The 25,972-nt window shown below is 56.1% G+C and carries 19 protein-coding genes and 1 tRNA gene; 13 read left to right on the forward strand and 7 right to left on the reverse strand.

The window, feature by feature from the left end; all coding sequences use genetic code 11:
* Window positions 1-99 precede the first annotated feature (99 nt).
* The 3 genes from recA to ACFQDM_RS00555 all read left to right on the forward strand — a co-directional run bounded on the left by recA (window position 100) and on the right by ACFQDM_RS00555 (window position 4,457).
* Entirely contained in the window at window positions 100-1,176 is a 1,077-nt protein-coding gene (gene recA / locus ACFQDM_RS00545) for a recombinase RecA (RefSeq protein ID WP_377374061.1), read from the forward strand.
* A 113-nt stretch (window positions 1,177-1,289) separates the two neighbouring features.
* Window positions 1,290-3,941 carry an alanine--tRNA ligase gene (gene alaS / locus ACFQDM_RS00550; RefSeq protein ID WP_377374063.1) on the forward strand — a complete coding sequence of 884 codons (2,652 nt, stop codon included), beginning with the start codon at window positions 1,290-1,292 and terminating at the stop codon, window positions 3,939-3,941.
* Between the two features lie 3 nt (window positions 3,942-3,944).
* Complete coding sequence (locus ACFQDM_RS00555; RefSeq protein WP_377374066.1) at window positions 3,945-4,457, forward strand: GNAT family N-acetyltransferase; 513 nt, start codon at window positions 3,945-3,947, stop codon at window positions 4,455-4,457.
* 1 nt (window position 4,458) lies between these two features.
* Here ACFQDM_RS00555 and lipB read toward each other — a convergent pair whose 3' ends face one another.
* On the reverse strand, window positions 4,459-5,163 hold the full coding sequence (lipB, locus tag ACFQDM_RS00560) for a lipoyl(octanoyl) transferase LipB (RefSeq protein WP_377374069.1): 705 nt from the start codon (window positions 5,161-5,163) through the stop codon (window positions 4,459-4,461).
* A 67-nt stretch (window positions 5,164-5,230) separates the two neighbouring features.
* Between lipB and ACFQDM_RS00565 the strand changes: the two genes are divergently transcribed.
* The 4 genes from ACFQDM_RS00565 (at window position 5,231) to ACFQDM_RS00580 (ending at window position 9,165) form a co-directional block, all read left to right on the forward strand.
* Window positions 5,231-5,482, forward strand: coding sequence for a FliM/FliN family flagellar motor switch protein (locus ACFQDM_RS00565; protein ID WP_377374072.1), 252 nt, complete (start codon window positions 5,231-5,233; stop codon window positions 5,480-5,482).
* 94 nt (window positions 5,483-5,576) lie between these two features.
* Window positions 5,577-5,661, forward strand: a tRNA-Leu gene (locus tag ACFQDM_RS00570).
* Window positions 5,662-5,847: 186 nt separating this feature from the next.
* The gene (mgtE, locus tag ACFQDM_RS00575) at window positions 5,848-7,239 is read left to right on the forward strand and encodes a magnesium transporter (protein WP_377374074.1); all 1,392 of its coding nucleotides are present in this window, start codon (window positions 5,848-5,850) and stop codon (window positions 7,237-7,239) included.
* Window positions 7,240-7,314: 75 nt separating this feature from the next.
* Entirely contained in the window at window positions 7,315-9,165 is a 1,851-nt protein-coding gene (locus ACFQDM_RS00580; RefSeq protein WP_377374076.1) for a lysozyme, read from the forward strand.
* Between the two features lie 187 nt (window positions 9,166-9,352).
* Here the strand turns inward: ACFQDM_RS00580 and ACFQDM_RS00585 are convergent, their stop codons facing one another.
* The 3 genes from ACFQDM_RS00585 to ACFQDM_RS00595 are packed head-to-tail and all read right to left on the reverse strand — an operon-like array spanning window position 9,353 to window position 11,823.
* A complete protein-coding gene (locus ACFQDM_RS00585) occupies window positions 9,353-10,699 on the reverse strand; it encodes an ATP-binding protein (RefSeq protein ID WP_377374079.1) in 1,347 nt (448 codons plus the stop codon).
* Between the two features lie 3 nt (window positions 10,700-10,702).
* A complete protein-coding gene (locus ACFQDM_RS00590) occupies window positions 10,703-11,386 on the reverse strand; it encodes a response regulator (RefSeq protein WP_377374082.1) in 684 nt (227 codons plus the stop codon).
* Window positions 11,383-11,823, reverse strand: a complete 441-nt coding sequence (locus ACFQDM_RS00595) for a MarR family winged helix-turn-helix transcriptional regulator (RefSeq protein ID WP_377374084.1) — start codon at window positions 11,821-11,823, stop codon at window positions 11,383-11,385. The genes ACFQDM_RS00590 and ACFQDM_RS00595 overlap by 4 nt, the downstream gene beginning before the upstream one ends.
* A 188-nt stretch (window positions 11,824-12,011) precedes the next feature.
* Between ACFQDM_RS00595 and ACFQDM_RS00600 the strand changes: the two genes are divergently transcribed.
* A complete protein-coding gene (locus ACFQDM_RS00600) occupies window positions 12,012-12,890 on the forward strand; it encodes a branched-chain amino acid aminotransferase (protein WP_377374087.1) in 879 nt (292 codons plus the stop codon).
* An 11-nt stretch (window positions 12,891-12,901) separates the two neighbouring features.
* On the opposite strand, the gene ACFQDM_RS00605 is transcribed toward ACFQDM_RS00600, so the two are convergent.
* The gene (locus ACFQDM_RS00605; RefSeq protein ID WP_377374089.1) at window positions 12,902-13,495 is read right to left on the reverse strand and encodes a TetR/AcrR family transcriptional regulator; all 594 of its coding nucleotides are present in this window, start codon (window positions 13,493-13,495) and stop codon (window positions 12,902-12,904) included.
* A 104-nt stretch (window positions 13,496-13,599) separates the two neighbouring features.
* Between ACFQDM_RS00605 and ACFQDM_RS00610 the strand changes: the two genes are divergently transcribed.
* From ACFQDM_RS00610 to clpB, 4 genes are all read left to right on the forward strand, one after another.
* A complete protein-coding gene (locus ACFQDM_RS00610) occupies window positions 13,600-14,826 on the forward strand; it encodes an efflux RND transporter periplasmic adaptor subunit (protein WP_377374091.1) in 1,227 nt (408 codons plus the stop codon).
* Window positions 14,827-14,838: 12 nt separating this feature from the next.
* Window positions 14,839-17,979, forward strand: coding sequence for an efflux RND transporter permease subunit (locus tag ACFQDM_RS00615; RefSeq protein ID WP_377374093.1), 3,141 nt, complete (start codon window positions 14,839-14,841; stop codon window positions 17,977-17,979).
* The gene (locus ACFQDM_RS00620) at window positions 17,976-19,385 is read left to right on the forward strand and encodes an efflux transporter outer membrane subunit (protein WP_377374095.1); all 1,410 of its coding nucleotides are present in this window, start codon (window positions 17,976-17,978) and stop codon (window positions 19,383-19,385) included. Before ACFQDM_RS00615 ends, ACFQDM_RS00620 begins: the two co-directional genes overlap by 4 nt.
* 189 nt (window positions 19,386-19,574) lie before the next feature.
* Complete coding sequence (gene clpB, locus ACFQDM_RS00625; RefSeq protein ID WP_377374098.1) at window positions 19,575-22,199, forward strand: ATP-dependent chaperone ClpB; 2,625 nt, start codon at window positions 19,575-19,577, stop codon at window positions 22,197-22,199.
* A 41-nt stretch (window positions 22,200-22,240) separates the two neighbouring features.
* On the opposite strand, the gene ACFQDM_RS00630 is transcribed toward clpB, so the two are convergent.
* On the reverse strand, window positions 22,241-22,840 hold the full coding sequence (locus ACFQDM_RS00630; RefSeq protein ID WP_377374101.1) for a hypothetical protein: 600 nt from the start codon (window positions 22,838-22,840) through the stop codon (window positions 22,241-22,243).
* Between the two features lie 179 nt (window positions 22,841-23,019).
* Between ACFQDM_RS00630 and ACFQDM_RS00635 the strand changes: the two genes are divergently transcribed.
* Complete coding sequence (locus ACFQDM_RS00635; protein WP_377374103.1) at window positions 23,020-25,089, forward strand: hypothetical protein; 2,070 nt, start codon at window positions 23,020-23,022, stop codon at window positions 25,087-25,089.
* Window positions 25,090-25,159: 70 nt separating this feature from the next.
* Here ACFQDM_RS00635 and ACFQDM_RS00640 read toward each other — a convergent pair whose 3' ends face one another.
* On the reverse strand, window positions 25,160-25,918 hold the full coding sequence (locus ACFQDM_RS00640; RefSeq protein WP_377374106.1) for an SDR family NAD(P)-dependent oxidoreductase: 759 nt from the start codon (window positions 25,916-25,918) through the stop codon (window positions 25,160-25,162).
* Between the last annotated feature and the right edge of the window lie 54 nt (window positions 25,919-25,972).

Genomic DNA, 25,972 nt, shown 5'->3' on the forward strand with positions numbered 1-25,972 from the left:
CCGTTTGTTCTCATGGAACAAATGTGGTACATACTCCTCAGAACTTGAAGCGATCGGGCTGGTGGACGGTCTGAGACTCAGTTAAGTAGGAGATAGATTATGGCACAACCAGCTCTTCGACTCGTGGATGGGAACGGCGTGGATAAACAAAAAGCACTTCAGACAGCACTTGGTCAGATTGAACGCAATTTTGGCAAAGGCTCCGTCATGCGACTGGGCGACAATCAGGCCATGGACATTGAAGCGGTTTCCACCGGTTCTCTGGGGCTTGATATTGCGCTCGGTATTGGTGGTCTGCCGAAAGGCCGCATCATTGAAATTTATGGTCCGGAAAGCTCTGGTAAGACGACACTGGCTCTGCACTGCGTTGCAGAAGCGCAGAAAAACGGCGGTGTTTGCGCATTCGTAGACGCTGAGCACGCGCTTGACCCGGTTTATGCCGGTAAGCTCGGTGTGGATCTTGATGACCTTCTGGTGTCTCAGCCGGATACCGGTGAGCAGGCGCTCGAAATCGCCGATACACTGGTCCGGTCCGGCGCGATTGATGTTCTCGTCATCGACTCGGTTGCAGCCCTGACGCCGCGCGCGGAACTTGAAGGCGAGATGGGGGATTCCCTGCCAGGTCTTCAGGCGCGTCTGATGAGCCAGGCACTGCGCAAACTGACCGGTTCAATCTCCAAATCTCATTGCATGGTGATCTTCATCAACCAGATCCGGATGAAGATTGGTGTGATGTTCGGTAGCCCGGAAACCACGACCGGCGGTAACGCGCTGAAATTCTACGCATCTGTTCGTCTGGACATTCGCCGTATCGGTTCGATCAAGGATCGCGACGAAGTGGTGGGCAACCAGACACGCGTGAAGGTGGTGAAGAACAAGGTGGCGCCGCCCTTCCGGCAGGTCGAGTTCGACATTGTCTATGGGGAGGGGATCTCCAAAATGGGCGAATTGCTGGACCTCGGGGTGAAGGCGGATGTCGTCGACAAGTCAGGTTCATGGTTCTCCTATAAGGAAGACCGTCTTGGTCAGGGACGCGAGAATGCGAAGAAGTTCCTGCGTGAAAACCCGGCAATTGCGCATGAAATCGAAGATGCGATCCGGGCCCATGCCGGCCTGATTGCGGACGTCATGCTGTCTGGTGATGACTCTTCAGACGACGCTGCCGTCAACGAATAAGCTCACACTTACGCAAAGCGGTTGGCGAAGACCCCGGTCATCTATATATCCGGGGTCTTAGTGTGTGTGGAAATGCGCGCTCTGGCCGAAAGACAACCCGTAAGGTGTGATTGATGACGAGTGTATCGGATATTCGAAAAGGTTTCCTGTCCTTCTTTGAAGGACGCGGTCACGAGGTCAAACCCTCAGCGCCGCTGGTGCCAGAGAATGATCCATCGCTGCTCTTCGTCAATGCCGGTATGGTGCCGTTCAAGAACATCTTCACAGGTGCCGAAAAGCCGACATCACCGCGTGCGACGACGTCTCAGAAATGTGTGCGCGCTGGCGGCAAGCATAACGACCTCGACAATGTCGGGTACACGGCGCGTCACCACACCTTCTTTGAAATGCTCGGCAATTTTTCCTTTGGCGACTATTTCAAGGAAGAGGCGATCAAGCAGGCCTGGGATCTGGTAACGGGTGATTTCGGCCTCGCCAAAGACAAGCTGCTTGTCACGGTTTACGCCGAAGACGATGAGGCGGCGACGCTCTGGAAGAAGATTGCCGGTCTGTCTGATGACAAGATCATCCGCATCGCGACCTCTGATAACTTCTGGTCCATGGGCGATACTGGGCCATGCGGTCCATGCTCGGAGATCTTTTATGATCACGGCCCCGATATCTGGGGTGGCCCTCCGGGCAGCCCGGAAGAAGATGGTGACCGGTTCATCGAGATCTGGAACCTCGTTTTCATGCAGTTCAACCAGCTTGCAGATGGCACGCGTGAAAACCTGCCAAAGCCAAGCATTGATACGGGCATGGGGCTGGAGCGGATTTCCACCATTCTCCAGGGCGTTCACAACAATTACGATATCGACCTGTTCAAATCGCTGATCGCGGCGGAAGAAGATGTATTCAGCCGCAAGGCCGCGGGCGACCAGCTCGCGTCATTCCGTGTGATTGCAGACCATTTGCGCTCATCAGCTTTCCTTCTGGCAGACGGGGTCATGCCGTCGAACGAAGGACGCGGTTATGTGCTGCGTCGCATCATGCGCCGCGCCATGCGTCACGCCCACCTTCTGGGCGCTGAAGAACCGAAAATGCACCTGCTGACTCCAGCCCTTATTACGGAAATGGGTGAGGCCTTCCCGGAACTGAAACGCGCTGAAGCGCTGATCACAGCTCAGCTCGAACAGGAAGAAGCTCGCTTCCAGCGGACGCTCGGCCGGGGTCTGGCGCTGCTGGACGATGCAACGGGCGCTCTGAAAGAAGGCGAAGCGCTTCCAGGTGAGACGGCGTTTAAACTCTATGACACCTATGGCTTCCCGCTCGACCTGACCCAGGACGTGCTGCGTGGTCGCGGTCTGACGGTCGATACAGACGGTTTTGACACGGCGATGGCGGAACAGCGTGCATCCGGCAAGGCAAACTGGAAAGGGTCTGGTGACGCCTCAACAGGTGAAATCTGGCATGAGCTTGTCGGTCGTCTCGGCCCGACGCGCTTTACCGGATATGACAGCACCAAGGGGTCTGGCGAAGTTCTGGCAATTGTTCAGAACGGCGCGCTGGTTGAAGCGCTGAGCGAAGGTGCGGGTGAAATCCTGATGGATGAAACCCCGTTCTATGCGGAATCCGGCGGTCAGTCGGGCGACCATGGCGAGATCATTTTTGCGAACGGCGCGGCGTTCAAAGTGACCGATGTGCAGAAGCGGGCAGGTAGCCTGCATGCCCATGTCGGCGAGCTTGTCTCGGGTACGATCAGCACAGGCGATCAGGGCGAACTGTCTATCGACATTGAGCGCCGTACATCGATCAAGGCTAATCACTCTGCAACGCACCTGCTTCACGCGGCGCTTCGCAATGTGCTCGGCTCGCACGTCACGCAGAAGGGCTCACTCGTTGAAGCTGATCGACTGCGGTTTGACTTCAGCCATGGCCAGCCCATGACCGATGCCGAGATCGAGGCCGTCGAAGATCAGGTCAATGCGATCATTCGCCAGAATGAAGATGTATCAACCCGTGAGATGTCGCCCGATCAGGCCATTGAAGAAGGCGCGCTTGCGCTGTTCGGCGAAAAGTATGGCGATGTGGTCCGGGTTCTCACCATGGGACGCAGCGTTGATGCCGAAGCGCATTTTTCCATGGAATTCTGCGGCGGTACGCATGTGAACCGGACAGGTGATATCGCGGTCTTCAAGATTTTGTCCGAAAGCGGTGTCTCAGCGGGTATCCGCCGGATCGAAGCGACAACCGGACGGACGGCGTTTGAGTATCTGCGTGGTCAGATGGCGCTTGGACAAGCTGCTGCCGACCGTCTGAAGACACCTTTGTCTGAACTGTCGAACCGTGTTGGAGCGTTGCTGGATCAGCGCAAGGACCTTGAAAAAGAACTCTCTGAAGCCAAGCGCCAGCTTGCAATGGCAGGCCCTGCCAGCGGGCCGGCACAAGGCCCGGAAGAGATCAATGGCATCAAACTGATGGCGCGTGTTCTCCAGGGTGTTCCGGCGAAAGATCTGCGCACGCTGATTGATGAAGCCAAGCAGAGCATCGGGTCCGGCGTCACGGTCTTCATCGCCGTGAATGACGGCAAGGCAGCGGTTGCGACCGGCGTCACGAAAGATCTGCTGGACAAGGTTTCAGCGGTCGATCTGGTGAAAGCGGCAGCCGGTGCTGTGGGCGGCAAAGGCGGCGGTGGTCGCCCGGACATGGCGCAGGCTGGTGGTCCGGATGGCGACAAGGCCGAAGACGGTCTGCAGGCGGTGCGCGACCTTCTCTCCGCTCTCTAGGCTTTGACCCGGCACACGCTGACCATACGGGATTACGCGCCCGGTGATTTTGAGGCCGTCTTCGCAATCAACGAAGCGTCCACGCCGGGTGTCAGCCAGGAAAGCCAGGAAAGTCTTCGGCAGATCCTGTCTGTTGGCATTTGCCGCGTGGCGGTCGGCGCCGATGGTAAAGTGATGGGTTTCATCAATCTGGTTGAGCCCGGAACTCTGGCTTATGGCAGTGACAATCTGCGTTGGCTGGAAGCCTGGCAGGAGAAAACCGGCCGGACTCAGATCTATGTTGACCGGATTGCGCTTGCAGAAGCTGCGCGCGGGCAGGGCGTTGGTCCCATGCTTTATGAGGATGCCTATCGAATATTCTCGGATCGCGATGTGATAACGTGTGAGGTCAACACATTACCGGACAATCCCGGCTCGCACCGCTTTCACAAACGATGCGGTTTTGAGCCCATCGGTGAGCAGGTCTTCAAGCCGGGTGAAAAAGCCGTCGCGTATTATGCGCGAGCCCTGCGATAGCTCAGTCAGTCGGCAGGATTGGCGCTTCGACCCGTTTCAGAATGCCGAAATGATCCCCAAAGGCATCTTTCAGGGCAATATCGACATCGCCCATGGAAACGGGCCGTCCGAGATCGACAAGACTTGTGACGCCAAAGCGCGGATCTGAGACGCCGCAAGGCGTGATGCCCTGAAAATGCGAAAGGTCCGGTTCGACATTCAGGCTGAGCCCGTGAAAGCTCACCCATTTTTTCAGCCTTATGCCCAGCGCGGCGATCTTGTCTTCGCGCAATTCACCATTGGCTGGCGTGCGATCGACCCAGACGCCGATCCGGTCGCCATCACGGCGCTCGGCTTCAACATTGAAAGCGGCCAGAGCGTCAATCACCACCTGTTCGAGTGTTTGTACGAACTGGCGCACATCGCGTCCTCGTTCGCGCAGATCCAGCATCACATAGGCGACGCGCTGACCGGGGCCGTGATAGGTGTACTGACCGCCGCGCCCGACATCGAATACCGGGAAGCGTTCCGGATCGAGCAGATCTGCCGGATTGGCGCTGGTGCCGGCCGTGTAGAGCGGGGGGTGCTGGAGAAACCATACAAGTTCGCTGGCGCGGCCATCGACAATATCGGCGACGCGCTGGTGCATATAGTCGTGCGCGAAATCATATGGGACAAGCTCATCCGAAACAGCCCATTCAATGGTTTCGGAAGCCGGGTTTTTCAAAATCTTAACTCCAAACTAACCGGACAGCGCAAAACTGACCGAACTTTCTGACAGATGGATATCGGATATGGCGCGTCAACTTGATGCTGTGAAGGTCGAAATAGCGGTCATTCTGGGCCGTTCCAAGCTTCCAATGCACCAATTGCTCCGAATGGGTCGCGGTGCGGTGATTCCACTTGATACAAAAGACACCGACGAGGTGTGGATTCTGGCGAATGATCACCCGATCGCAAAGGGCGATATTCAGATCGAAGGCGAGCGTATGTCTGTCGTCGTGACACGGCCTGCAAATGCGCAGGATTTCAATGTGATCGACTGATCCGACGCTTGTCGGATGATTTTTCCCGAAAAATCTGAAAAAAGCCACTTCACAAGCGATGATGTTTCAGGTTATGAGCGCCCCTCTGTTGCGTGCGGTCGTGGCGGAATTGGTAGACGCGCAGCGTTGAGGTCGCTGTGGGGCAACCCGTGGAAGTTCGAGTCTTCTCGACCGCACCATTTTCTCTCTCTTCGAAGAAACACCAGCAGACGCGCTGCCCATCTTTCGGTGCATCAGCCCAATCCCCTACCGATTACGACCGTTCAGCAGTTTGCGAAGCGTCTGAGCGAAATCCACCATTGACCACCTTCCAGCTCTCTGAGATCAGAGAGCATGAGTGAAACCAGTTTTTCGAGGGGTGCGTCATGGAAGCAGAACATGAACCAGATACCCGCTTGGAAGAGGAACTCACCGAAGAAGAGCTTGAAGCCGAACAGCTTTCTGAGCTGATCGAAGCCTTCGAGACCGGTAAGCCCGGCGAAGTTCTTGAAAATCTGGATGCCTATCACCCGGCCGATGCGGCCGACCTGCTGGAGCAATTGCCGCGGAGCGTTCTGTCCGAAACGGCGGAGCTGCTGGGCGAACAATTCCCAACCGAAATCCTGCTTGAGCTGCGCGATGAGTATCGTGAGATTGTTGTCGACAATCTGCCGGACGCTGCGATTTCCGAAGCCGTCAACTCGCTCGACAGTGATGATGCAGCGCTCATTCTCGAAGACCTGGCGGAAGACCGTCAGAGCGCGATCCTCGAGAACATGGAAATCCGCGACCGCGAGGAGCTGGAACGGGTTCTTGCGTTTGACGAAGAGTCTGCCGGTCGCCTCATGCAGCGTGATTTTCTCGCTGCGCCGGAATTCTGGACGGTGGGGCAGGCGGTCGATCATGCCCGGGCCAATGCTGAAGACCTGCCGGACGTGTTTTTCGAGATTTATATTATCGACCCGGCATTCCGCGTGGTTGGCGCGGTCCCGCTGCACAAGATCATGCGGACACCGCGCAGCGTGCCACTCGGTCAGATCGCAGAAGAGATTGAGGTTGAGATCGGTCCGGACATGGACCAGGAAGAGGTCGCTTACCTCTTCCAGAAATATGACCTGACCTCTGCGCCGGTTGTCGATGAATCCGGGCGCCTGACCGGTATGGTCACGATTGATGACGTCGTCGACGTTATCCAGGAAGAAAACCGGGAAGACCTTCTGGCGCTTTCGGGCGTCAGCTCGGCTGGTGGATTTGACACGGTCGTGTCGTCTTTCCGTTCGCGGGCGCCCTGGCTGCTGATCAATGTCTTCACAGCCTTTATCGCATCCGGTGTGATTTCCATGTTTTCGGCAACCATTGACAGTTATGTCGCGCTGGCCGTTCTGATGCCGGTGGTGGTCGCGCTTGGCGGTAATGCGGGCTCGCAAACGCTCGCCGTATCCGTGCGCGGTATTGCCGAGCGTGAACTGTCTGGTTCGGCGGCTCGCCGCGCCATTGTGCGCGAGCTTCTGACGGCCATTATCAATGGTATTGTGTTTTCCGCCGCTGTGGCGGTGATTGCGTTCTTCTGGTTCGCAGATGTCCGATTATCGCTCGTGATAGCGATTGCAATGATCGGAACTTTCCTCTGGGCAGGCCTGTCCGGAATCCTGATTCCGCTTGGTTTACAGCGTTTAGGTGCCGATCCGGCCGTTTCATCCTCAGTTTTCCTCTTAACAACGGTGGATATTGTCGGTTTCCTGAGTTTCCTCGGCCTCGCGACTCTGCTTTTATTGTGACCTGCACGGGCAAGGGCGTTAATCTTGCATGACTGACGACAGAACGCGTCAACATGTGCCAGAAAGAAGCAATTCATGGGTCAGGTTAACCGAATCTCGAAGACCGGGCTGGAACTCCTTAAGGGGTTCGAAGGTCTTCGTCGTAGATCAGCGCCACTACCAAATGGCGGCTGGATCGTCGGGTATGGACACACAAGATCTGCCCGCGAAGGTGTTGAAGTCACCGAGCGCGAGGCGGAATATCTCTTACGTTATGATCTTCAGGAAGTGGAAGAGCTGGTTTCGCATGCCATCCACGCGCCGCTCAATCAGAATGAGTTTGATGCGCTGGTCTCGCTGGCATGGAATATCGGGCGCGAAGCGTTTCTGAAGAGTGACGTCGTCAATTATGTGAATGCTGGTGAAATGCTTGCTGCCGCTGAGAGCTTCTCGGCCTGGCGCAAGGCACGCATTGGCGGACGCCTGATTGTCGTCGACGCACTGGTTCGCCGTCGGACGGCTGAGAAGAATCTCTTTCTGAGCCATCCAAGCGGACCGCCGGAAGCGCCATCTCTGATCGTCCGTCCGGAACTCGATGTTGCGGCATCCATTCTGGCGCTGTCGGATGGTGCTCTGTCGATTGAGGCGCGGATGAATGATCCGCAGCAGGCTGTCCCGGTGGCGCCAGCGACGGATACATCTGCCTTTGGTCTGGCGAGCGTGGATACGAGCGAAGCCGGAGAGCGTGTTTCTGACGAGGCGATTGAGCAAGCGTCTGATGCGGCAGAAGACGCCGTTGAGGAAAAGGATAACGAAGCGTCAGACAAGGACAGCACGATGGCGGCCATGGCTGCGGCGGCTGCGATTGCGCCTTCCGTCGTGTCTGACTTGCCGGTCGACGACGCGGACGAGGAGACAGAAATCGAATCCGAGCTTGAGGATGAAGCCAGTGGCTCCATCTGGGACCCAAGCGATCTGGACAGCGATGATCATGACGAGCTGAGCGCTTTTGATGATGACGCGGAAGAAGATGAGGATGATCTCGCCGACGAACAGCTGACGGCTGCCATGGCGGCTGCGAGCCTGGCGGTTGATCAGGAAGACGACGAAGCAGATGACAGCGCCGATGCCGATATCGAGGCTGTGGCGGAAGTTGAAGCGGCATACCCGGAAGAGGATGATGCCTCTGATGAGGTTTCGCCGGTTGAATCCATGTCGGAGATCCCAACGCTTGCCGATCTGATCGATGAGCCGGAAGACGAGCCGAAAACGGAAGCGGAAGCAGAAACCGAAGAAGGCGATGATGTCCTGACCGTCACGGAAGTCGATCTGGAAGACCTGTTCGACGACGAGGACGAGGCCGAAGCCAGCACCGAGGAAGAGGCACCGGTTGTCGAAACCGAAGAGCGCGCTGACGATGAGAAGACTGATTTCGTCTCGCTGGGTTCACTGGACGGTGTACTCAGCGACGATGAGCTGAAAGCGGACAATGAGGCAGACACCACAGACGACGTTGAAGTGATCGCGGTTCGCGATGCCTCCGACGAAGATGTGGATATGGGTCGCCCTGCGGCCTGGGATCGTGACGAGACGGTTTCCTATCAGGATGCCGAATTCGAAGACATTGACCCGGAAGACACGAAAACTGCTCCGAAGGCGACGATTGTTGATCCGCTGTTCGATGAAGCGACGTCCGATCTCGATGAGGCGGAAGTGGCCGAAGCCGAGGATCAGAAAAGCTGGCTGATGATGCTGCCATTTGCTCTGCTGGCGCTCATCGGTCTCGGCATGGCCATTCTGGGCGTGATTGACTGGCTGAGCCTGATCCGTTCTGAAACGCCGGTGAATGAAAACCAGCTCTATGCCGGACCGTTTCTCACCCTGATTGGCGGTTTTGGCTTTATTTTCGGTGGTTATTTCCTGATCCGGAAACTGTTCGTGAAATAAGGCTTGAGCCTGTCGCCTGATCCCGCGTCGACTGTGTTTCAGTCAGGGGACGTTGGCGGCGATGAACATGAAGACATCTTCCAAAAAAGCAGGCTGAAAGGCCTGCTTTTTCTTTTGGTCGCGGTATCGACAGGCTCCTCTCGTTTGAAGACGACATGATGTCTCAACGGCGCAGCGGGCGATTGCGCTAAAGCGAGGCGCGCCGTTCCAGCGGCAGATGCAGCACGGCTTTCAGTCCGCCAAGCCCGGATTTGGAGAGATAGACATCTCCGCCATGACTGCGGGCAACATCGCGGGCAAGAGCGAGGCCAAGGCCAACGCCTGACTTGTTCTGATTACGGGACGCATCCAGCCGCGAGAAAGGTTTGAAGGCTTCTTCATACTGATCTTCCGGAATGCCCGGACCATCATCCTCAATGATCACATCGGCGGTACGCTTGCCTTTGGTGACGGTGATCGCAACGGTCCGACCATGATCGGCAGCATTGTTGATCAGATTTGCAAGGGCACGTTTGATCGCGAGTGGGCGCAGGCGCATCATGGTATCAGGCGTCGCGGTGATGGAGACATCGCAGCGGTCCTGAATGTTCAGCGCGGTCTCACGGGTAATGGCGGCGAGGTCACGTTCTTCATAGGCTTCGCCTTCTTCACCGCGGGCAAAGGCCAGATATTCGTCCAGCATGGCCGACATTTCGTCGAGATCCTTGCGCGCGGCCTTGAGGTCATCAGACGGTGGCAGCAGTGCGAGTTGCAGCTTGAGGCGGGTCAGCGGGGTGCGCAGGTCATGGCTGACACCTGCGAGCATGGCGGTACGCTGATCGGCATGGGCGAGAATGCGCGAACGCATCTGGATGATGGCGCGTGCTGCCTGTCGCACCTCAGTCGCGCCGGAGGGGCGGTAGACGCCAATGTCTTCGCCGCGCCCCCAGGCCTCTGCTGCTGTGGCCAGTTTCAGGACGGAGCGAACCTGGTTGCGCAGAAAGGCGAGGGCGATGGCGCAGACAATCACAGATACGACGATCACCCAGACAATGAAGATATGTCCCATTGTGGCGAAGGTGCGCTTTCGATCGACCAGCACCTGAATAACGCTGTTTTCGTTACGCGGCGCGATGCGGATATCGACCTTGGAACGGTCTGCACTGGTGGTGAACCAGTAAGGGGTCTTGCCAAGGCTTACGCTCAGTTCGTGGTCGAGAATGGCGTCCCGGCTGGCCGTCCAGAAGGGGGAATTGCGTTCTGCTGGCAAACGGCCATCTGGTGTCACGATGACATCCATGCGCAGCGTATCCTGCAGCTCGGAAATTCGTGCATCCAGCGGACGCGTGTCTGTTTCGGATGTAATGATCGCCTGAACCTGCGCCACATCGCCGGCAATATTCTGCGACAGCTTCCGGCTGACCTGCGCAATATGTGAATTGAAGAACACATAGGTCATGCCGAAGAGAAGCAGGATCAATGGCAGGATCACCATCAGAACGCTGCGGGCGTAGAAACCTCTGGGCGTGACATCGCGAAACCGAAACCAGGACATGGGCTAGGCGTCCGGCATCAGACGATAGCCCACACCGCGAATGGTCTGGATATGAATGGGATCTTTCGGGTCCGGTTCGATCTTGCGACGCAGGCGTGTGATCTGCACGTCGACGGATCGATCGACAACAGCGCTGCTGCCAGAGGCAAGCGCCTCGCGGCTGACGGGTTCACCGGCATGCTGCGCGAGAATCTTCAGAAGCTGCAATTCGCCATCGGTCAGACGAATGCGCTTATCGCCGGATTTCAGCTCCTCGCGTGGTATGTTGAAGATCAGGCCGGACATTTCGATTTCCTCGACCGGCTCATCAATCGTGACCCGGCGCAGGACCGCCGCAATCCGAAGGGCCAGTTCCTCGGGCTCGAACGGCTTGGCGATGTAATCGTCTGCGCCAATTTTCAGCCCTTCAATCCGGTCGGAGCTTTCGCCGCGCGCCGTGAGCAGAATGACCGGAGTGACCTTGTCACGCTGGCGTATGTGCTGGAGTAGCTCAAACCCGTCCATTTTGGGCATCATCACATCAAGCACCACCAGATCGAACATCAATTGTTCGAGCAGTTGGCGGGCTTTCTCGCCATCTGGTGAGGTGGTGACCCGGTAGCCGAGTTGGGACAGATAGCGACGTAGCAATTCGCGAATGCGGTCATCATCATCGACAACCAGAATGTGGTTGGGGATTGCGTTCACGGGTCGGCGTCCTCCGGCGGAAATTCAGCAACGGCTTCAAGCAGGTCCAGCGCACCGGACACGGATGGCTCACCGGCCTGACGATAGACTTGCGTCATGGATTTACGCAAATGGGCAAATGCAGACAGCAGCAACGTGTTACCGCGCTCCGACAATTGCAGAGCGCGGCGCCGTCCATCGCCTGTCTGTCTCGGGCGCAGAATCAGATCTTTCTTCTCCAGGCCTGCAATCACGCGCGCGATGGTCGGTGTGGTACTGCCGAGGCGCGTTCGAAGCTCTGTGACATCGATTCCGGGGTCGTAAAGGAGCTCCATCAGGATGGAGAACTCAAGCGGCGACAAGCCTTCATCCGCAACCAGGGAACGCAGGCGCACATCCAGACGCCGCGAAGCTGCCATCAGAAGGAGCATGCCGCGGTCCAGATTCTCGTCAGTCAAGAAAAGTCGACCATCTGGTCGATCAAATCTCGCTTTTCCCGGAGGTAGATTGACACTCATATCAGTATTTTGACATGGAAAGGCGCAAGTCCGCCAGAGTGATTTCCATTGCCAACTGCGTGTGAGGGAGTATCACTAGGTTTTTGCGCCGCGGCGTAAACTTTTCGAGGTTTGAAAGCAGTAGTACTATGTCCCAGTCCCAAGCTTATGATGATCGTGATGGCTATATCTGGATGGACGGCGAGTTCGTGCCGTGGCGGGACACGCGTGTGCACTTGCTGACGCACGCGCTGCATTACGGTTCGGCTGTCTTCGAAGGCGAGCGCGCCTATAACGGTGTGATCTTCAAATCCCTGCAGCACTCTCAGCGCCTGCATAACTCTGCCAAGATCATGGGTTTCGACATCCCGTTTACGGTTGAGCAGATTGAAGCCGCAAAGAAAGAGACGCTGGCAAAAACCGGTCTCGATAGCGCTTATGTGCGTGCCATTGCTTGGCGTGGCTCTGAAATGATGGGCGTTTCAGCTCAGAACAACACCATTCACCTTGCAATCGCTGTCTGGCCGTGGGGCGATTATTTCCAGGACAAGATGAAGGGCATTCGCATGACCCATGCGCAATGGCGTCGTCCGGCACCTGACACGGCGCCATGCAATGCGAAAGCGGCAGGTCTCTATATGATCTGTACCCTTTCCAAGCATGCCGCCGAAAAAGATGGTTATGCTGATGCGCTGATGCTCGATTATCGCGGACAGGTCGCCGAAGCGACAGGCGCAAACATCTTCTTCGTTCGTGATGGTGCCATCCACACGCCAACGCCGGATTGCTTCCTCAACGGCCTGACCCGTCAGACTGTGATTGGTCTGGCCAAGGACCGTCAGATCGAAATCATTGAACGCGCCATCATGCCGGATGAGCTCCCAACCTTCTCTGAGTGCTTCATCACGGGCTCTGCCGCTGAGGTCACACCGGTGTCAGAGATTGGTGAGCATACCTACAAGCCCGCAGAGCTGACGGGTCTCATGGTTGATGATTACGACAAGCTGGTACGCGGTCAGCCGATTTAATCGGCTGGCGCTTATTTGCCGAAGATCTGCCGGAGAAATTCGCGCGTGATCGGCAGCAGGCCATCAATATCGATATTGGGATTGCGCTGTGTGCGTGATCCCAGGCCGTGAAACATGGCGCTCATGGCTTCGATGCGGGCTTCGCAGTCTTCAATGCCGAGACGTTCGCGGAACATCTTGGTGAAGATTTCGCGCACCATGGCATCTGTCTCATAGACCTTTTCGGCGACTTTCGGATTTCGCTGTGCTTCGGCCAGGATTTCGTGATTCAGGATCGACTGGAACGGCGTGGCATGATTGCACAAAGAATCTGACAGTCTTTCCGTAAAGCCTTCCACCAGATCTTCTGCAGGAATGGTGAGCGCTTCACTCACTTTGACCAGCGTCTGTTCCTGTTCACGCTCGACCAGCGCGAGGATGATTTCCTCTTTACTGGCGAAATAATGGTATATGTGGCCGACGCTCATTTTGGCCTCGGCAGCAACTTTCGACATACTTGTGCCGTGGAAGCCTTCCTTTACGAAACATGCCGCAGCGGCATCCAGGATTTGCGCGTGTCGCGCCTCCTGACGTTTTTGTGATTTCGTCTGAACCGCCTTCGTCATTTTTATTTCTATTTCACCTTGACTTGCTGCGCCGCATCATTAGATCGAATGTTCATTCTAGAAATATACACCTTTCCGGTGAAATCAAGTCGGAGTTTTTCTTCATGACACTGGGGACCAGCCTGATCGGACGCCAGAAGCGCCTGTCCATGGCCATTATTGCATCTGCGTTCGTGCTGGCATCTTGCGGAGGCTCGCATGAAGGCGGGGCCGCCGGACCTGGCGGCATGCAGGGACAGCAACAACGTGCTGTGTCTGTCACCGTCCTGAACGCACAATCAACAACCGTAGAGAGCGTCCGCGAATTGAGCGGTCGCGTTCATGCTTATGCGGAAGCGGAAATTCGCCCGCAGGTTTCTGGTCTGATCCAGAAACGCCTGTTCGTGGAAGGACAGGATGTGGAAGAGGGTGAAGCCCTCTATCAGATCGAAAGCAGCGAATACCGTGCAGCGGTCGACAGCGCAGCGGCGGACCTCGCCGGCGCTGAGGCAAACGCTGCGTCAGCCCGCGAAACTGCAAATCGCTTCAAGCGTCTTGCTGAAATCAATGCGGTTTCAAAGCAGGAATATGATGAAGCGGTTGCTGCCGCCAAGCGCGCTGAAGCCAATATCGGCATTGCGAAAGCGGCGCTTGAAAGTGCTCGCATCAATCTGCGCCGTACAACGGTGAGATCACCGATTTCGGGCCGCATTGGTCGTTCAAACGTCACACCTGGCGCGCTCGTTACAGCGAACCAGTCCACGGCGCTTGCCCGAGTTCTGAATATCGACCCGGTCTATGTCGATATGACGGCTGCTTCCAGCGAGCTCCTGAAATGGCGTCGCCAGGTTGAGCGCGGCGAGATCCTGACGACGGGCGACAATGAAAGCGTTCCGGTCACGGTTCAGCTCGAAAACGGTGAAACCTTCAATGAAACCGGATCGCTGGAATTTTCAGAGATCAATGTGGATGAAGCGGCTGGTACGGTCATTCTGCGTGCTGTCGTTCCAAACACAGATGGCCTCCTGCTGCCGGGCATGTTCGTGAAAGCGAGCTTTTCTGCCGGCGCATTGGAGAACATCTATCTCGTGCCTCAGAGAGCGGTTCAGCGCACGCAACGCGGCGAGCCTTTTGTTTATGTCGTCGGTGAAGGCGATATGGCGACACAGAAAATTCTGTCTGTGAATGGCACGCAAGATGGCCAGTGGATCGTCACCTCGGGTCTCGAAGACGGTGACCGGATCATTTCGAGCGGTTTCCAGAATATCCAGGGTCCGACGCAGGTCGCGGTGGTCGAAGGTCAGCCGAATATGGCGGCGACATCAGCGCCAGCGAATGCGGCAACGGAGTAGTCAGGCTTAGTCATGGCACGTTTCTTTATTGATCGCCCGGTTTTTGCCTGGGTTATCTCGATCATCATCATGCTGGCCGGTATCATGGCTGTGCGGGCATTGCCTGTCGCGCAGTATCCTGACATCGCGCCACCAAACATTTCCATCCGCGCAAACTATCAGGGTGCGTCGGCCAAGGCCGTGGAAGACTCCGTTACGCAGGTCATCGAGCAACAGATGACCGGTCTGGACGGACTTGATTATATCTCGTCGTCTTCCAGCTCCAGCGGCACAAGTGAAATCACGGTGACATTCGTTGCCGGAACCGATCCTGATATTGCGCAGGTTCAGGTGCAGAACAAGCTGGGTCTCGCGACGCCGCTCCTGCCAGAACCTGTTCAACAACAGGGTGTTACGGTCGACAAGGCGGCGCCTGGCTTCCTGCTGATCACGGCGCTCCATTCAGAGAATGGCGACTATTCAGCGATCGACCTTGCCGACTATATCTATGCGAACCTGTATGATCAGATCGCCCGGACAGATGGGGTCGGTTATGTGCGGGTCTTCGGGTCTCAATACGCCATGCGTGTCTGGCTCAATCCGGACAAGCTGGTCGAATATGGATTGGTGCCATCTGACATCTCCAATGCACTGAGAGAGCAGAACACGCAGATCTCTGCGGGCTCGGTCGGTGGTGCGCCTTCTGTCGAAGGCCAGGACATCAGCGTGACCGTCACGGTGCAGTCTCTGCTCAACACGGTTGAAGAGTTTGAAAACCTGCTGATCAAAACGACGCCGGAAGGTGGTTCGGTCCGCCTGCGTGACGTTGCACGTGTCGAAAAGGGCACGGAGCACTATGCGTTCAAGACGGCTCAGGACAACAAACCGGCTTCGGGTTTCGCGGTATCTCTGGCGGCTGGTGCCAACGCGCTGAACACGGCCGAGGCCGTGAAAGACGTCATTGAGGAGATGTCGGCCTCGTTTCCTGAAGGTGTCGAATACAGCTTCCCGGTCGATTCCACGCCCTTCATCGAAACGTCGATTCACGAGGTTCAGAAAACCCTGATTGAGGCGATTATCCTCGTCTTCCTGGTCATTCTGATCTTCCTGCAGAGTTTGCGCGCATCCTTCGTGCCAATGATTGCCGTTCCTGTCGTCCTGCTTGGCACATTCGCTGTGCTGTGGACGTTCGGTATGTCGATCAACACGCTCACCATGTTCGCCATGGTGCTGGCGATTGGTCTGTTGGTGGATGACGCGATTGTTGTGGTCGAGAACGTGGAACGCGTGATGGAAGAAGATGGCTTGCCGCCGTTGGAAGCCACACGGAAATCCATGGATCAGATCACGGGTGCGCTTGTCGGTATCGCGGTTGTGCTTTCTGCGGTCTTCGTTCCGATGGCGTTTTTCCCAGGCTCGACCGGTATCATCTACCGTCAGTTCTCTGTGACCATTGTTTCGGCCATGTTGCTGTCAGTGCTCGTTGCTATCGTGTTGTCACCAGCGCTGTGTGCGACCCTCTTAAAGCCGAAGCATGGCGATGGCGGCATTCTCGGTACGCCTGCACGCCTGTTCAACAAGGGCTTCGACAAGATGCAGGACGGCTACACCTCGATCGTCGAGCGGATTGTCCGTCGCCGCTGGATCTTCATGGTGGTCTTCCTGTTGCTTGTTGGTCTGATGGGCTCTGCCTTTGTCCGCCTGCCGTCTGCATTCCTGCCGGAAGAAGACCAGGCCAACATGTTTGCGATGATCCAGTTGCCACAGAACTCCAGTCTGGAACGTACCTCTGAGGTGCTGGAAGACGCGGTGAACTATCTCAATGAGGAAGAGGCCGACAATGTGACCGGTGTCTTCTCCATTGCGGGCTTCAACTTCATGGGTCAGGGCGAGAATAACGGTACGGTCTTCGTCAGTCTGGCAGACTGGTCAGAACGTGAAGGCGAAGAAAATGGCGTGGCTGCGATTGTGAACCGTGCGTCCGCGCACTTCTCTCAATCAACAGAAGCCCGTATTTTCGCGGTTGTTCCGCCAGCCATTCGTGAACTTGGTAACGCCTCCGGTTTCGACATGTATCTGCAGAACACCGGTGGCCTGAGTTCTGAAGCCTTCCTTGCCGCCCGTAATCAGCTGCTTGGCATGGCGTCGCAGGATCCTGCGCTCATGGCTGTGCGTCCGAACGGTATTGAAGATGCGCCGCAGCTGAATGTCGATCTGGATTTCCAAAAAGCACAGGCTCTTGGTGTGGCGCCATCTTCTGCAACGTCGGTTCTGTCGACGGCATTTGGTGGTACCTATGTGAACGACTTCCTTGATCGTGGTCGTATCAAGCGGGTCTATGTGCAGGGTGATGCGGAATACCGCATGCAGCCTGAAGATCTCAGCTATTGGTATGCACGCAATGAGTCCGGTGAAATGACACCGCTCGAGGAGCTTTCCACGGTGGAATGGACCTATGGTTCGCCGCTTCTCAAGCGCTATAACGGCTTCTCGTCCTATAACATTCAGGGCATGCCTTCGCCGGGTACAAGTTCCGGTGACGCGATGGCTGCCATGGAGCGGATCGTCTCTCAACTGCCTCAGGGTGTGTCCTTTGAGTGGACGGGTCTGAGTAAGCAGGAGCAACAGTCTGGCAACCAGGCACCACTGCTTTATGCCATCTCTGTATTGTTCGTCTTCCTGTGCCTTGCGGCACTCTATGAGAGCTGGACGGTTCCGGTTGCTGTGATCCTGGTCGCACCACTTGGTATTCTGGGTGCGGTTGCCGCGGCGCATATCCGCGGGCTGGAAAACAATGTGTTCTTCCAGGTTGGTCTTCTGACAACGGTCGGTCTGGCCTCCAAGAACGCCATTCTGATCGTGGAATTCGCCAAATTGCTGGAAGAGCAGGGCAAAGGACTGTTCGAAGCAACGATTGAATCAGTCCGTATGCGTCTGCGTCCGATCCTGATGACATCCTTCGCCTTCGGCTTCGGTGTGATCCCGCTGGCGCTGAGCCACGGGGCAGGGTCTGGCGGACGGATTGCCGTTGGCACGATCGTGCTGGGTGGTGTGATCGCCTCCACGCTGTTCGGTATCTTCTTTGCACCGCTATTCTATGTATTCGTTCGGAAACTGACAGGCGCGAAACCGCTCAAGCCGGTCGGTTCCTCCAAGCAGGAGCAAGGCGCATGAAGACTTTGATGCGTATGTCCATGCTGACGGTCTCGGCACTCGCCGTGACCGCCTGCACCAACCTCGCGCCGATCTATGAGCGTCCGGATGTGCCGGTTCCGCCAGTCATTCAGGCGCAACTCGATAGCCGGCTCGACAATGTCACGGCTCTGACATGGCAGGATGTGGTTCAGTCTGAAGAGCTGGAGTCGCTGATCGCTCTGGCCCTGCAGGAAAACCGTGATCTGCGGATCGCGGCGGCCAATATCGAGATCGCACGTGCGCAATATGGCATCAGCCGATCAGCGCTCTTGCCATCCGTCGCGGTCGCAGGCGGCGCCACCATTGGTGACACGTTTGACTCCACACCGGCTGCGTCACAGACTTATGCAGAAGGCGCGCGCGCCAATGTCGGTGTGACCTCTTATGAGCTCGACCTGTTCTCACGGGTTCGCAATCAGAACGAGGCGGCACTGCAAAGCTGGCTGGCGACCATTGAGGGCAAGCGCAGCGCAGAGATCGCCATTGCTTCTACAGTGGCGCAGCTCTGGGTGCAGCTCGCAACCGATAAAGCCTTGCTTGATCTCGCCGAAGAAACCGTTCGCGTGCAGGGCGAGTCTCTTGATCTGACGCGTGAGCTTCTCAATGCCGGCGTTGCAACGGAGCTCGATACGCGTCGGGCCTCGACCAGCGTGGAAACCGCGCGGGCTCAGGCCGCCCAGTCCAAGGCGCAAATCCGTCAGGATCTGAACGCGCTGCGCTTTGTGGTCGGAACAGACCTGCCACCGGGAATTCTGGAAGCGGCGACGCTGTCACCAGAGCCTGTTCTGCTGCAGGCGCCGTCGAGCCTCAATTCGGATGTTCTGATCAACCGTCCGGACGTTCTGCAGGCCGAATATGCCCTGATCGCAGCGAATGCGAACATTGGCGTTGCACGCGCAGCCTTTTATCCAAGCATCAGCCTGACCGGTGAAATTGGTGCCATCAGCACCGATCTCGGTGACCTTGTGGGTGACGCTGGAACGGGTTGGAGCTTTGGTCCGTCGATCAGCCTGCCGATCTTTGACAATGGTCAGCGTCAGGCCAATCTGGAAGCCTCTCAGGCGCAGCGCGATCTGGCCGTCGCTCAGTATGAGCAAGCCATTCAGACCGCTTTTCAGGAAACGGCTGATGCCCTTGCAGTGGCGGAAACCATTGATGAGCGGCTGGCGGCTCTGACCCAGCTCGAAGAAGACACGTCTGTCACGCTGGAGTTATCTCAGGAACGTTTCCGCGTCGGTGTGGATGACTATCTCTCCGTGCTCGATGCGCAACAATCCGCGTTTGATGCCAGCCAGCAATTGATCAACGCCCAGCGTGATCAGGCCATCAATCAGGTCACGCTGTTCCAGGCACTTGGCGTCAATTTCGGAACGCCAGAACAATAGTTGCTCCTCACTTCAGCCAGTCTCCGCACTACGGGGCTGGCTGAATTTTTTCTTCCGATTTTCCAGCCTGCGACAATGAATCCCGCAGAAAAAATGCGGGCACTCCTTGTGTGATAAATTTAGCACACTACCTCTTTTGAGAACGAAGGCGCATGTCGCGCCAATCCATTTCGAAAGAGAGCCAGGTCTATGAATCCAGAGACTTTTACAGAGCGCGCACGCGCCATACTCCAGGCCGCTCAGTCGTCAGCTCTGGCGGCGCGCCATCAGCAATTTACGCCGGAGCATTTGCTTCAGGCGATGCTGGAGGACAAGGACCAGCTGGCTGCAAATCTGATCACCGCGTCCGGTGGACGGGCCGATCTGGTCCGCTCCGGCGTTGAAGATGCTCTGACCAAACTGCCAGCTGTATCCGGTGGCAATGGCCAGATCTATATGGCAAGCGAAACCGCGCAGGTCTTCCAGACCGCAGAGAAAGAGGCCAAAGCCGCTGGCGACAGCTTCGTCACGGTGGAACGCCTGCTGCTCGCCATCGCGAAAACCAAAGACGCCAAAGCAGCCGATGTACTGCGTAGCGCCGGGGTCACACCTGAAGCATTGAGCACGTCGATTGATAAGCTGCGTCAGGGGCGCACAGCCGACAGCGAGAACGCGGAAGAAGGCTATGAAGCCCTGAAAAAATACGCCCGCGATCTGACCGAAGATGCGCGATCCGGCAAGCTCGATCCGGTGATTGGCCGCGACGAGGAAATTCGCCGGACCATTCAGGTTCTGTCACGACGGACCAAGAACAATCCGGTCCTGATCGGTGAGCCGGGCGTTGGTAAGACGGCCATCGCGGAAGGCCTTGCCCTGCGCATCATCAATGGTGATGTGCCTGAAAGCCTTACGAACAAGCGCCTGCTGGCGCTCGACATGGGCGCGTTGATTGCCGGTGCGAAATTCCGTGGTGAATTCGAGGAACGTCTGAAAGCCGTGCTGAATGAAGTGCAGGCGGCGCAGGGCGAAATCGTGCTCTTCATTGACGAGATGCACACGCTGGTTGGTGCAGGCAAATCGGATGGTGCGATGGATGCTTCGAACCTCCTCAAGCCGGCGCTCGCGCGCGGTGAGCTCCACTGTGTGGGTGCGACAACGCTCGATGAATACCGCAAATATGTTGAGAAGGATGCAGCGCTTGCTCGTCGCTTCCAGCCTGTCTTTGTTGATGAGCCAACGGTGGAAGACACGATCTCCATTCTGCGTGGTCTGAAAGACCGTTATGAGGTCCACCATGGTGTGCGCATCTCTGACGGGGCGATTGTGGCGGCGGCAACACTGTCGAACCGTTACATCACCGACCGCTTTCTGCCGGACAAAGCCATCGACCTGATGGATGAGGCTGCCTCGCGTCTGCGGATGCAGGTCGACTCCAAGCCAGAAGAGCTGGACGAGATCGACCGTCGTCTGATGCAGCTGCGCATTGAAGCCGAAGCGCTGAAGAAAGAAACCGATGATGCGTCGAAGGATCGCCTCGCCAAGATTGGCGATGAAATCTCTGATCTGGAAACCCAGTCCGCGGAGCTGACGACAGCCTGGCAGGCCGAGAAGCAAAAGCTCGCCGGATCGACCGAAGCGAAGAAAAAGCTCGACCAGTTGCGCGCCGAGCTTGCCGAGGCCGAACGCCGTCAGGATTGGGGCCGCGCAAGCGCGCTGAAATACGGTGAAATTCCTCAGCTTGAACAACAGGTGAAGGAAGCCGAAGCACGTGATGGCGAAACCCGTGAGGAAGGCCTCGTCTCTGAGGTGGTCCGCTCGGAAAACATCGCGGCGGTCGTCTCCAAATGGACCGGCGTGCCGGTCGATAAGATGATGGAAGGCGAGCGCGAAAAACTGCTTCGCATGGAAGACGAACTGCGCAAGCGCGTCGTTGGTCAGGAAGAAGCGCTTTCGGCTGTGTCAAACGCGGTTCGCCGCTCTCGCGCGGGTCTGCAGGATCCGAACCGTCCGATCGGTTCCTTCCTGTTCGTAGGTCCAACAGGTGTCGGTAAGACCGAACTGACCAAGGCGCTCGCGGGCTTCCTCTTTGATGATGAAACAGCGGTGCTGCGTCTCGATATGTCGGAATACATGGAGAAACACTCGGTCAGTCGTCTGATCGGTGCCCCTCCGGGCTATGTCGGCTATGATCAGGGCGGTGCGCTGACCGAAGCTGTGCGACGTCGGCCTTACCAGGTCATCCTGTTCGATGAGGTCGAGAAGGCTCACCCGGATCTGTTCAACACGCTGTTGCAGGTTCTCGATGATGGTCGTCTGACTGACGGTCAGGGCAAGACGGTCGACTTCAAGAATACGCTGATCATCATGACGTCAAACCTCGGTGCAGATGCGCTGGCGAATGACCCGAGTGAGGATGAAATTTCCGGTACCGCACGTGACGCCGTTTCGGCGGCGATCCGCGCGCACTTCCGCCCGGAATTCCTCAACCGGATTGATGAGACGGTGTTCTTCAAACGGCTTGGTCGCTCTGAGATCAATACGATTGTCGACATCCAGATCCAGCGTTTGTCCAAGCTCCTTTCTGATCGCAACATCACGATCTCGCTGGACGAAGAAGCGCACAAATGGCTCGCCAATCGTGGCTATGACCCGATTTACGGTGCCCGTCCGCTGAAACGTCTGATCCAGCGCGAAGTGCAGGACCCTCTGGCCCGGCTCATTCTGGAAGGTCGGATCAAGGACGGCGAGACGGTCAAAGTCTCTGCCGAGGCTGGCTCTCTGGTGATCGATGGCATGCCATCGGGCATTGTGAAGGGTGAAACGGCAGTGAACTAAGCGTCCATAAAGGAAAAAGGCGGGCTAAGTGCTCGCCTTTTTTATTCCTCACTGGGCGTGGTTTCTTCTTCACTGGGCGCGGCTTCTGCTTCACTGAGCGCGGCTTCATAAGCCTCTTTGGAAAACATCGGGATGGAACACATCCAAGCGCCATGTTTGCCGTAGCGATAACCCGTCAGCACGACCATGTCGGTGTCCGGGCGATAGTTCATGCCGCAGCTTGGAGAGCCGGGTGGGGCAGAATGGACGTAAATCTGGCTGGTCTCTTCGCCTTTCAGCACGTTTGAAATCGTGATGCGCGTCAATGTGCTGTACCCGCTGCCCATGAACTGGAAGGGACGGGGCGGATTTTCTGCCTGATAGTCTTCTTCGAACTCGCGCAATGTCCGGGTGTCGTCGCCCGCCTCAACATCAAGCATGTAAAGTGTCAGGGCCTCATTATAAGCCAGCTCATAGGCGAAACGGGCCGCCAGTTCGGGATCCTGAAGGGTGTAGACCTCTTCGACATGGCCGAGGGCGACGAAGTCAAACTGGCCGGCATGTGCTGCGGCATCCGGGTAAGGCGGGCAGGTGCAGGCCTCGGCGATACTGATAAATGGAATGGTCGCAGCGCAGATCGCGCTCGCAAGGAAAAGTCGCATCAAAAACCCCCCGGATATGGTGTGTGAGCGGACACCGGAAAGGCGGTTTCGTCAATCGGAATTGGCAGTGAGCCATGCATCGTCAATAAGCTCTGCGATTGTGTAACGCGCATCATTGCGATTTTTTATCCTGTGGGTGAAATTGCAACGTGAATTTGAGTCGTATTTTGGGGGTTGATTTGAGTAAAAATATTTTAGCAGCTTCGAGTCTTTTTCTAATTTTGGCTGCATGCGGAGGTGGCGGAGGCAGTGGCTCCGGCGGCAATCCTGCGCCAACGCCGAATCCCCCATCCAATTCACCCCCGGCTTTCAGTAGTGGGACAGAGTTCTCTGTTGCAGAGAATGAAATATTTGAGACAGAAATATCCGTTTCAGACCCCGACGGAGATGATCTGACAGTTAGCATCACTTCGAGCGGCGATGGTGGTTTCTTTGAATATAACGCAGCGAGCAACACCATTGTATCCAATGGTGTTTTCGACTTTGAGACACCAAGCGATGCCAATAAAGATAATGTCTATCTTGTTGAGTTGGACATCAGCGATGGACGTTCGACCACAAGTGTAACGATCAGCGTTTCTGTTACGAATGTCGTTGAAGGACTGGCTGACCTCGGCGCTGTTGCTATTTTAGGAAACCAAACGAACAAGGATATGGGCGCTCAAGTTGCTGCCATCTCTGATCTCGATGGTGATGGAAAAGATGAGGTAGTCTTTTCGGCTTCAAGGGTGGATGGCTCGTCGGCTAGCTATGACGGTGCTGTCTACATATTTGGTAGCCGGCTTTTGAATACGACGACCGCAAAATATCTTGATCTGGCAGAAGGCTTGCCGGACGGAGTTCTCCGGTTCGATGGCTCGGCCGAAATGGATATGGTTGGATTAGGTGTCGATACGCTGGGAGATCTGGATGGTGACGGGTTCGATGAACTCGCGATCGGAATGGGGGCTAATGGGGATGAGCGAGTCTACCTCCTTCTGGGAAATGAGTTAGCCAATGCGTTTTCGCGAGGTGATGCCGCAATAGAGCTTCGAGATACGCCCAGCCTCGGTATGGCCGTTGAAGTATTAGGTGATCCAGCCATCCACGGAGGTGTCGGACTTCTCACTCGGGCCGTTGGTGACTTTGATCAGGATGGCGTGGAAGAAATACTCATTTGTGCACCATGGTCAGATTCAGGCGATCCCGATTACCGAACATCTTTGGGTTATGTTTTGTTTGGAGATGCGTTTCTTCAAGCGATGGTGACGGGTGACAGCATCAGCCTTTCAGATGTGGTTTCAAATGATCAGGCCGTGCTCATCCGTCAAAAAAGTGGACAAAACTTCGGTTGTGAATCGGGGGCTGGTGCCGGCGATTTCAATGGCGACAGCATAGATGACCTTTTGCTGCCTGACCCTAGCTGGACGTTTGCTCCAGTCGGTCCGAGCTCCGCAACACATCTCCTTTTCGGACAGGCAATTGCGGCCGCTCGTGAGAGCAGTACCACTATTTTCTATGATGATCTCGCTGCAAACGAACAGGGAATGACGTTTGTAGCGCTCAGCAGCCGCGCCGCGACCGGAGGCAATGTCGCTGCTATTGGGGACGTGAACGCAGATGGTTACAATGACATACTGATTAGTGGCGGCAGCACGACTTACCCCGACCAGATATACAATGCTGGCGTCCATTTCATAATTTTTGGTGGAAACAATCTGGAAGCAATCGCTGCCAGTGGGTATTCGCCAGATCTCAATGATGAAAATTCGAAGGGTGTTTATCTGTTCGATCAGGCGGTTTTGTATGATCTTGGTGTCCAGATGAACGGTGCACGTCCCTACGATAATGTGGATGTTCGGCGACTTCCCGGTGGGGATATGGATGATGATGGGCGTAATGACGTCATCATTTCTGCAGGCTTTGCCGATGGCAATGATCTTATAAACTCTGGCGAAGTATACATAGTTTATGGTAAATCACTCCAGCCCTCTATTCTAAGTCTTGCGGATGTTGGTACGACAGTTGAAGGACTTCGACTGGTTGGCATGGATGAATTTGACATTTTTGGAGCAGACACATCTTTCGGAGACTTTGACGGAGATGGTCAGCAGGATTTGCTGATTGGTGCTTTTGCGGCAGACCCTAATGATGTGTCACGAGGCGGAGAGGTTTATATCCTTTCAGGAAAAGGTCTCGCTGATCGAACTGGCTTGGACGGCCAAATCAGGATCGAGAATATCTTCCCAGAGCTGAATACAACGGAGTAAACTCAATCCCATGGGGTTTTCTGTGTGAGAAAGAGCGCCTTAGGCGGCGCTCTTTCCACTAGATAGAATGTTAGCCCCCGGCGAGAAAGCCGCCATCGACAGGCAGGCTGGCGCCGGTGATGAAGGCAGCCTTGTCTGAGAGGAGGAAGGCGACTGCTGCGCCGACTTCTTCTGGTTCGCCGAGGCGTTTGATGGCCTGCGGGTCCATAATGGTTTTCAGGACATCATCGGGTGTGCCGTCCATCAGTCTGGAGCGGATACCGTTTGGCAGAATGGCGTTCACGCGGATATTCGCATCGCCGTTTTCAATGGCTGCCACCTTTGTCAGGCCAAGCACGCCATGCTTGGTTGCGGCGTAAATGCCAATCTGAGCAAGCGGTGCAATGCCGGCAACCGATGAAATATTGACGATGGCGCCGCCTTTGTCCTGTTCCCGCATGACGCTCAGCGTTTCGCGCAGGGAGATGAAGACAGACTTCAGATTGATGTCGTTTGTCTTGTCCCAGATCTCATCATCACTCTCCGCCAATTTGCCTTTCGGGCCGATACCGGCATTGTTGACGGCAAAGTTCAGCTCCCCTGTCAGATCCTTTGTGCATTTGACCAGCGCCTTGATGTCGTCTGGTTTGCTGACATCACAGACCATGAATTCGGCCCGTCCGCCCATCTCCCGGATTTCCCTGACGACGGCTTCGCCATCATCCCAGGCCGCGTCTATATCGCTGACCATGACATAGGCCCCTTCACGGGCAAGCTCGAGCGCGATGCCTTTGCCAATGCCGTTTGCCGCGCCGGTGACAAACCCGGCCTTGTTCTCAAGTAAGGACACTTGTTTTCAAATCCTCTATCGTAAGTATTTGTTTTGCTTTGTAAAAATAACAAA

The organism is Ponticaulis profundi, assembly GCF_042659465.1.
Lineage (GTDB): Bacteria > Pseudomonadota > Alphaproteobacteria > Caulobacterales > Hyphomonadaceae > Ponticaulis > Ponticaulis profundi.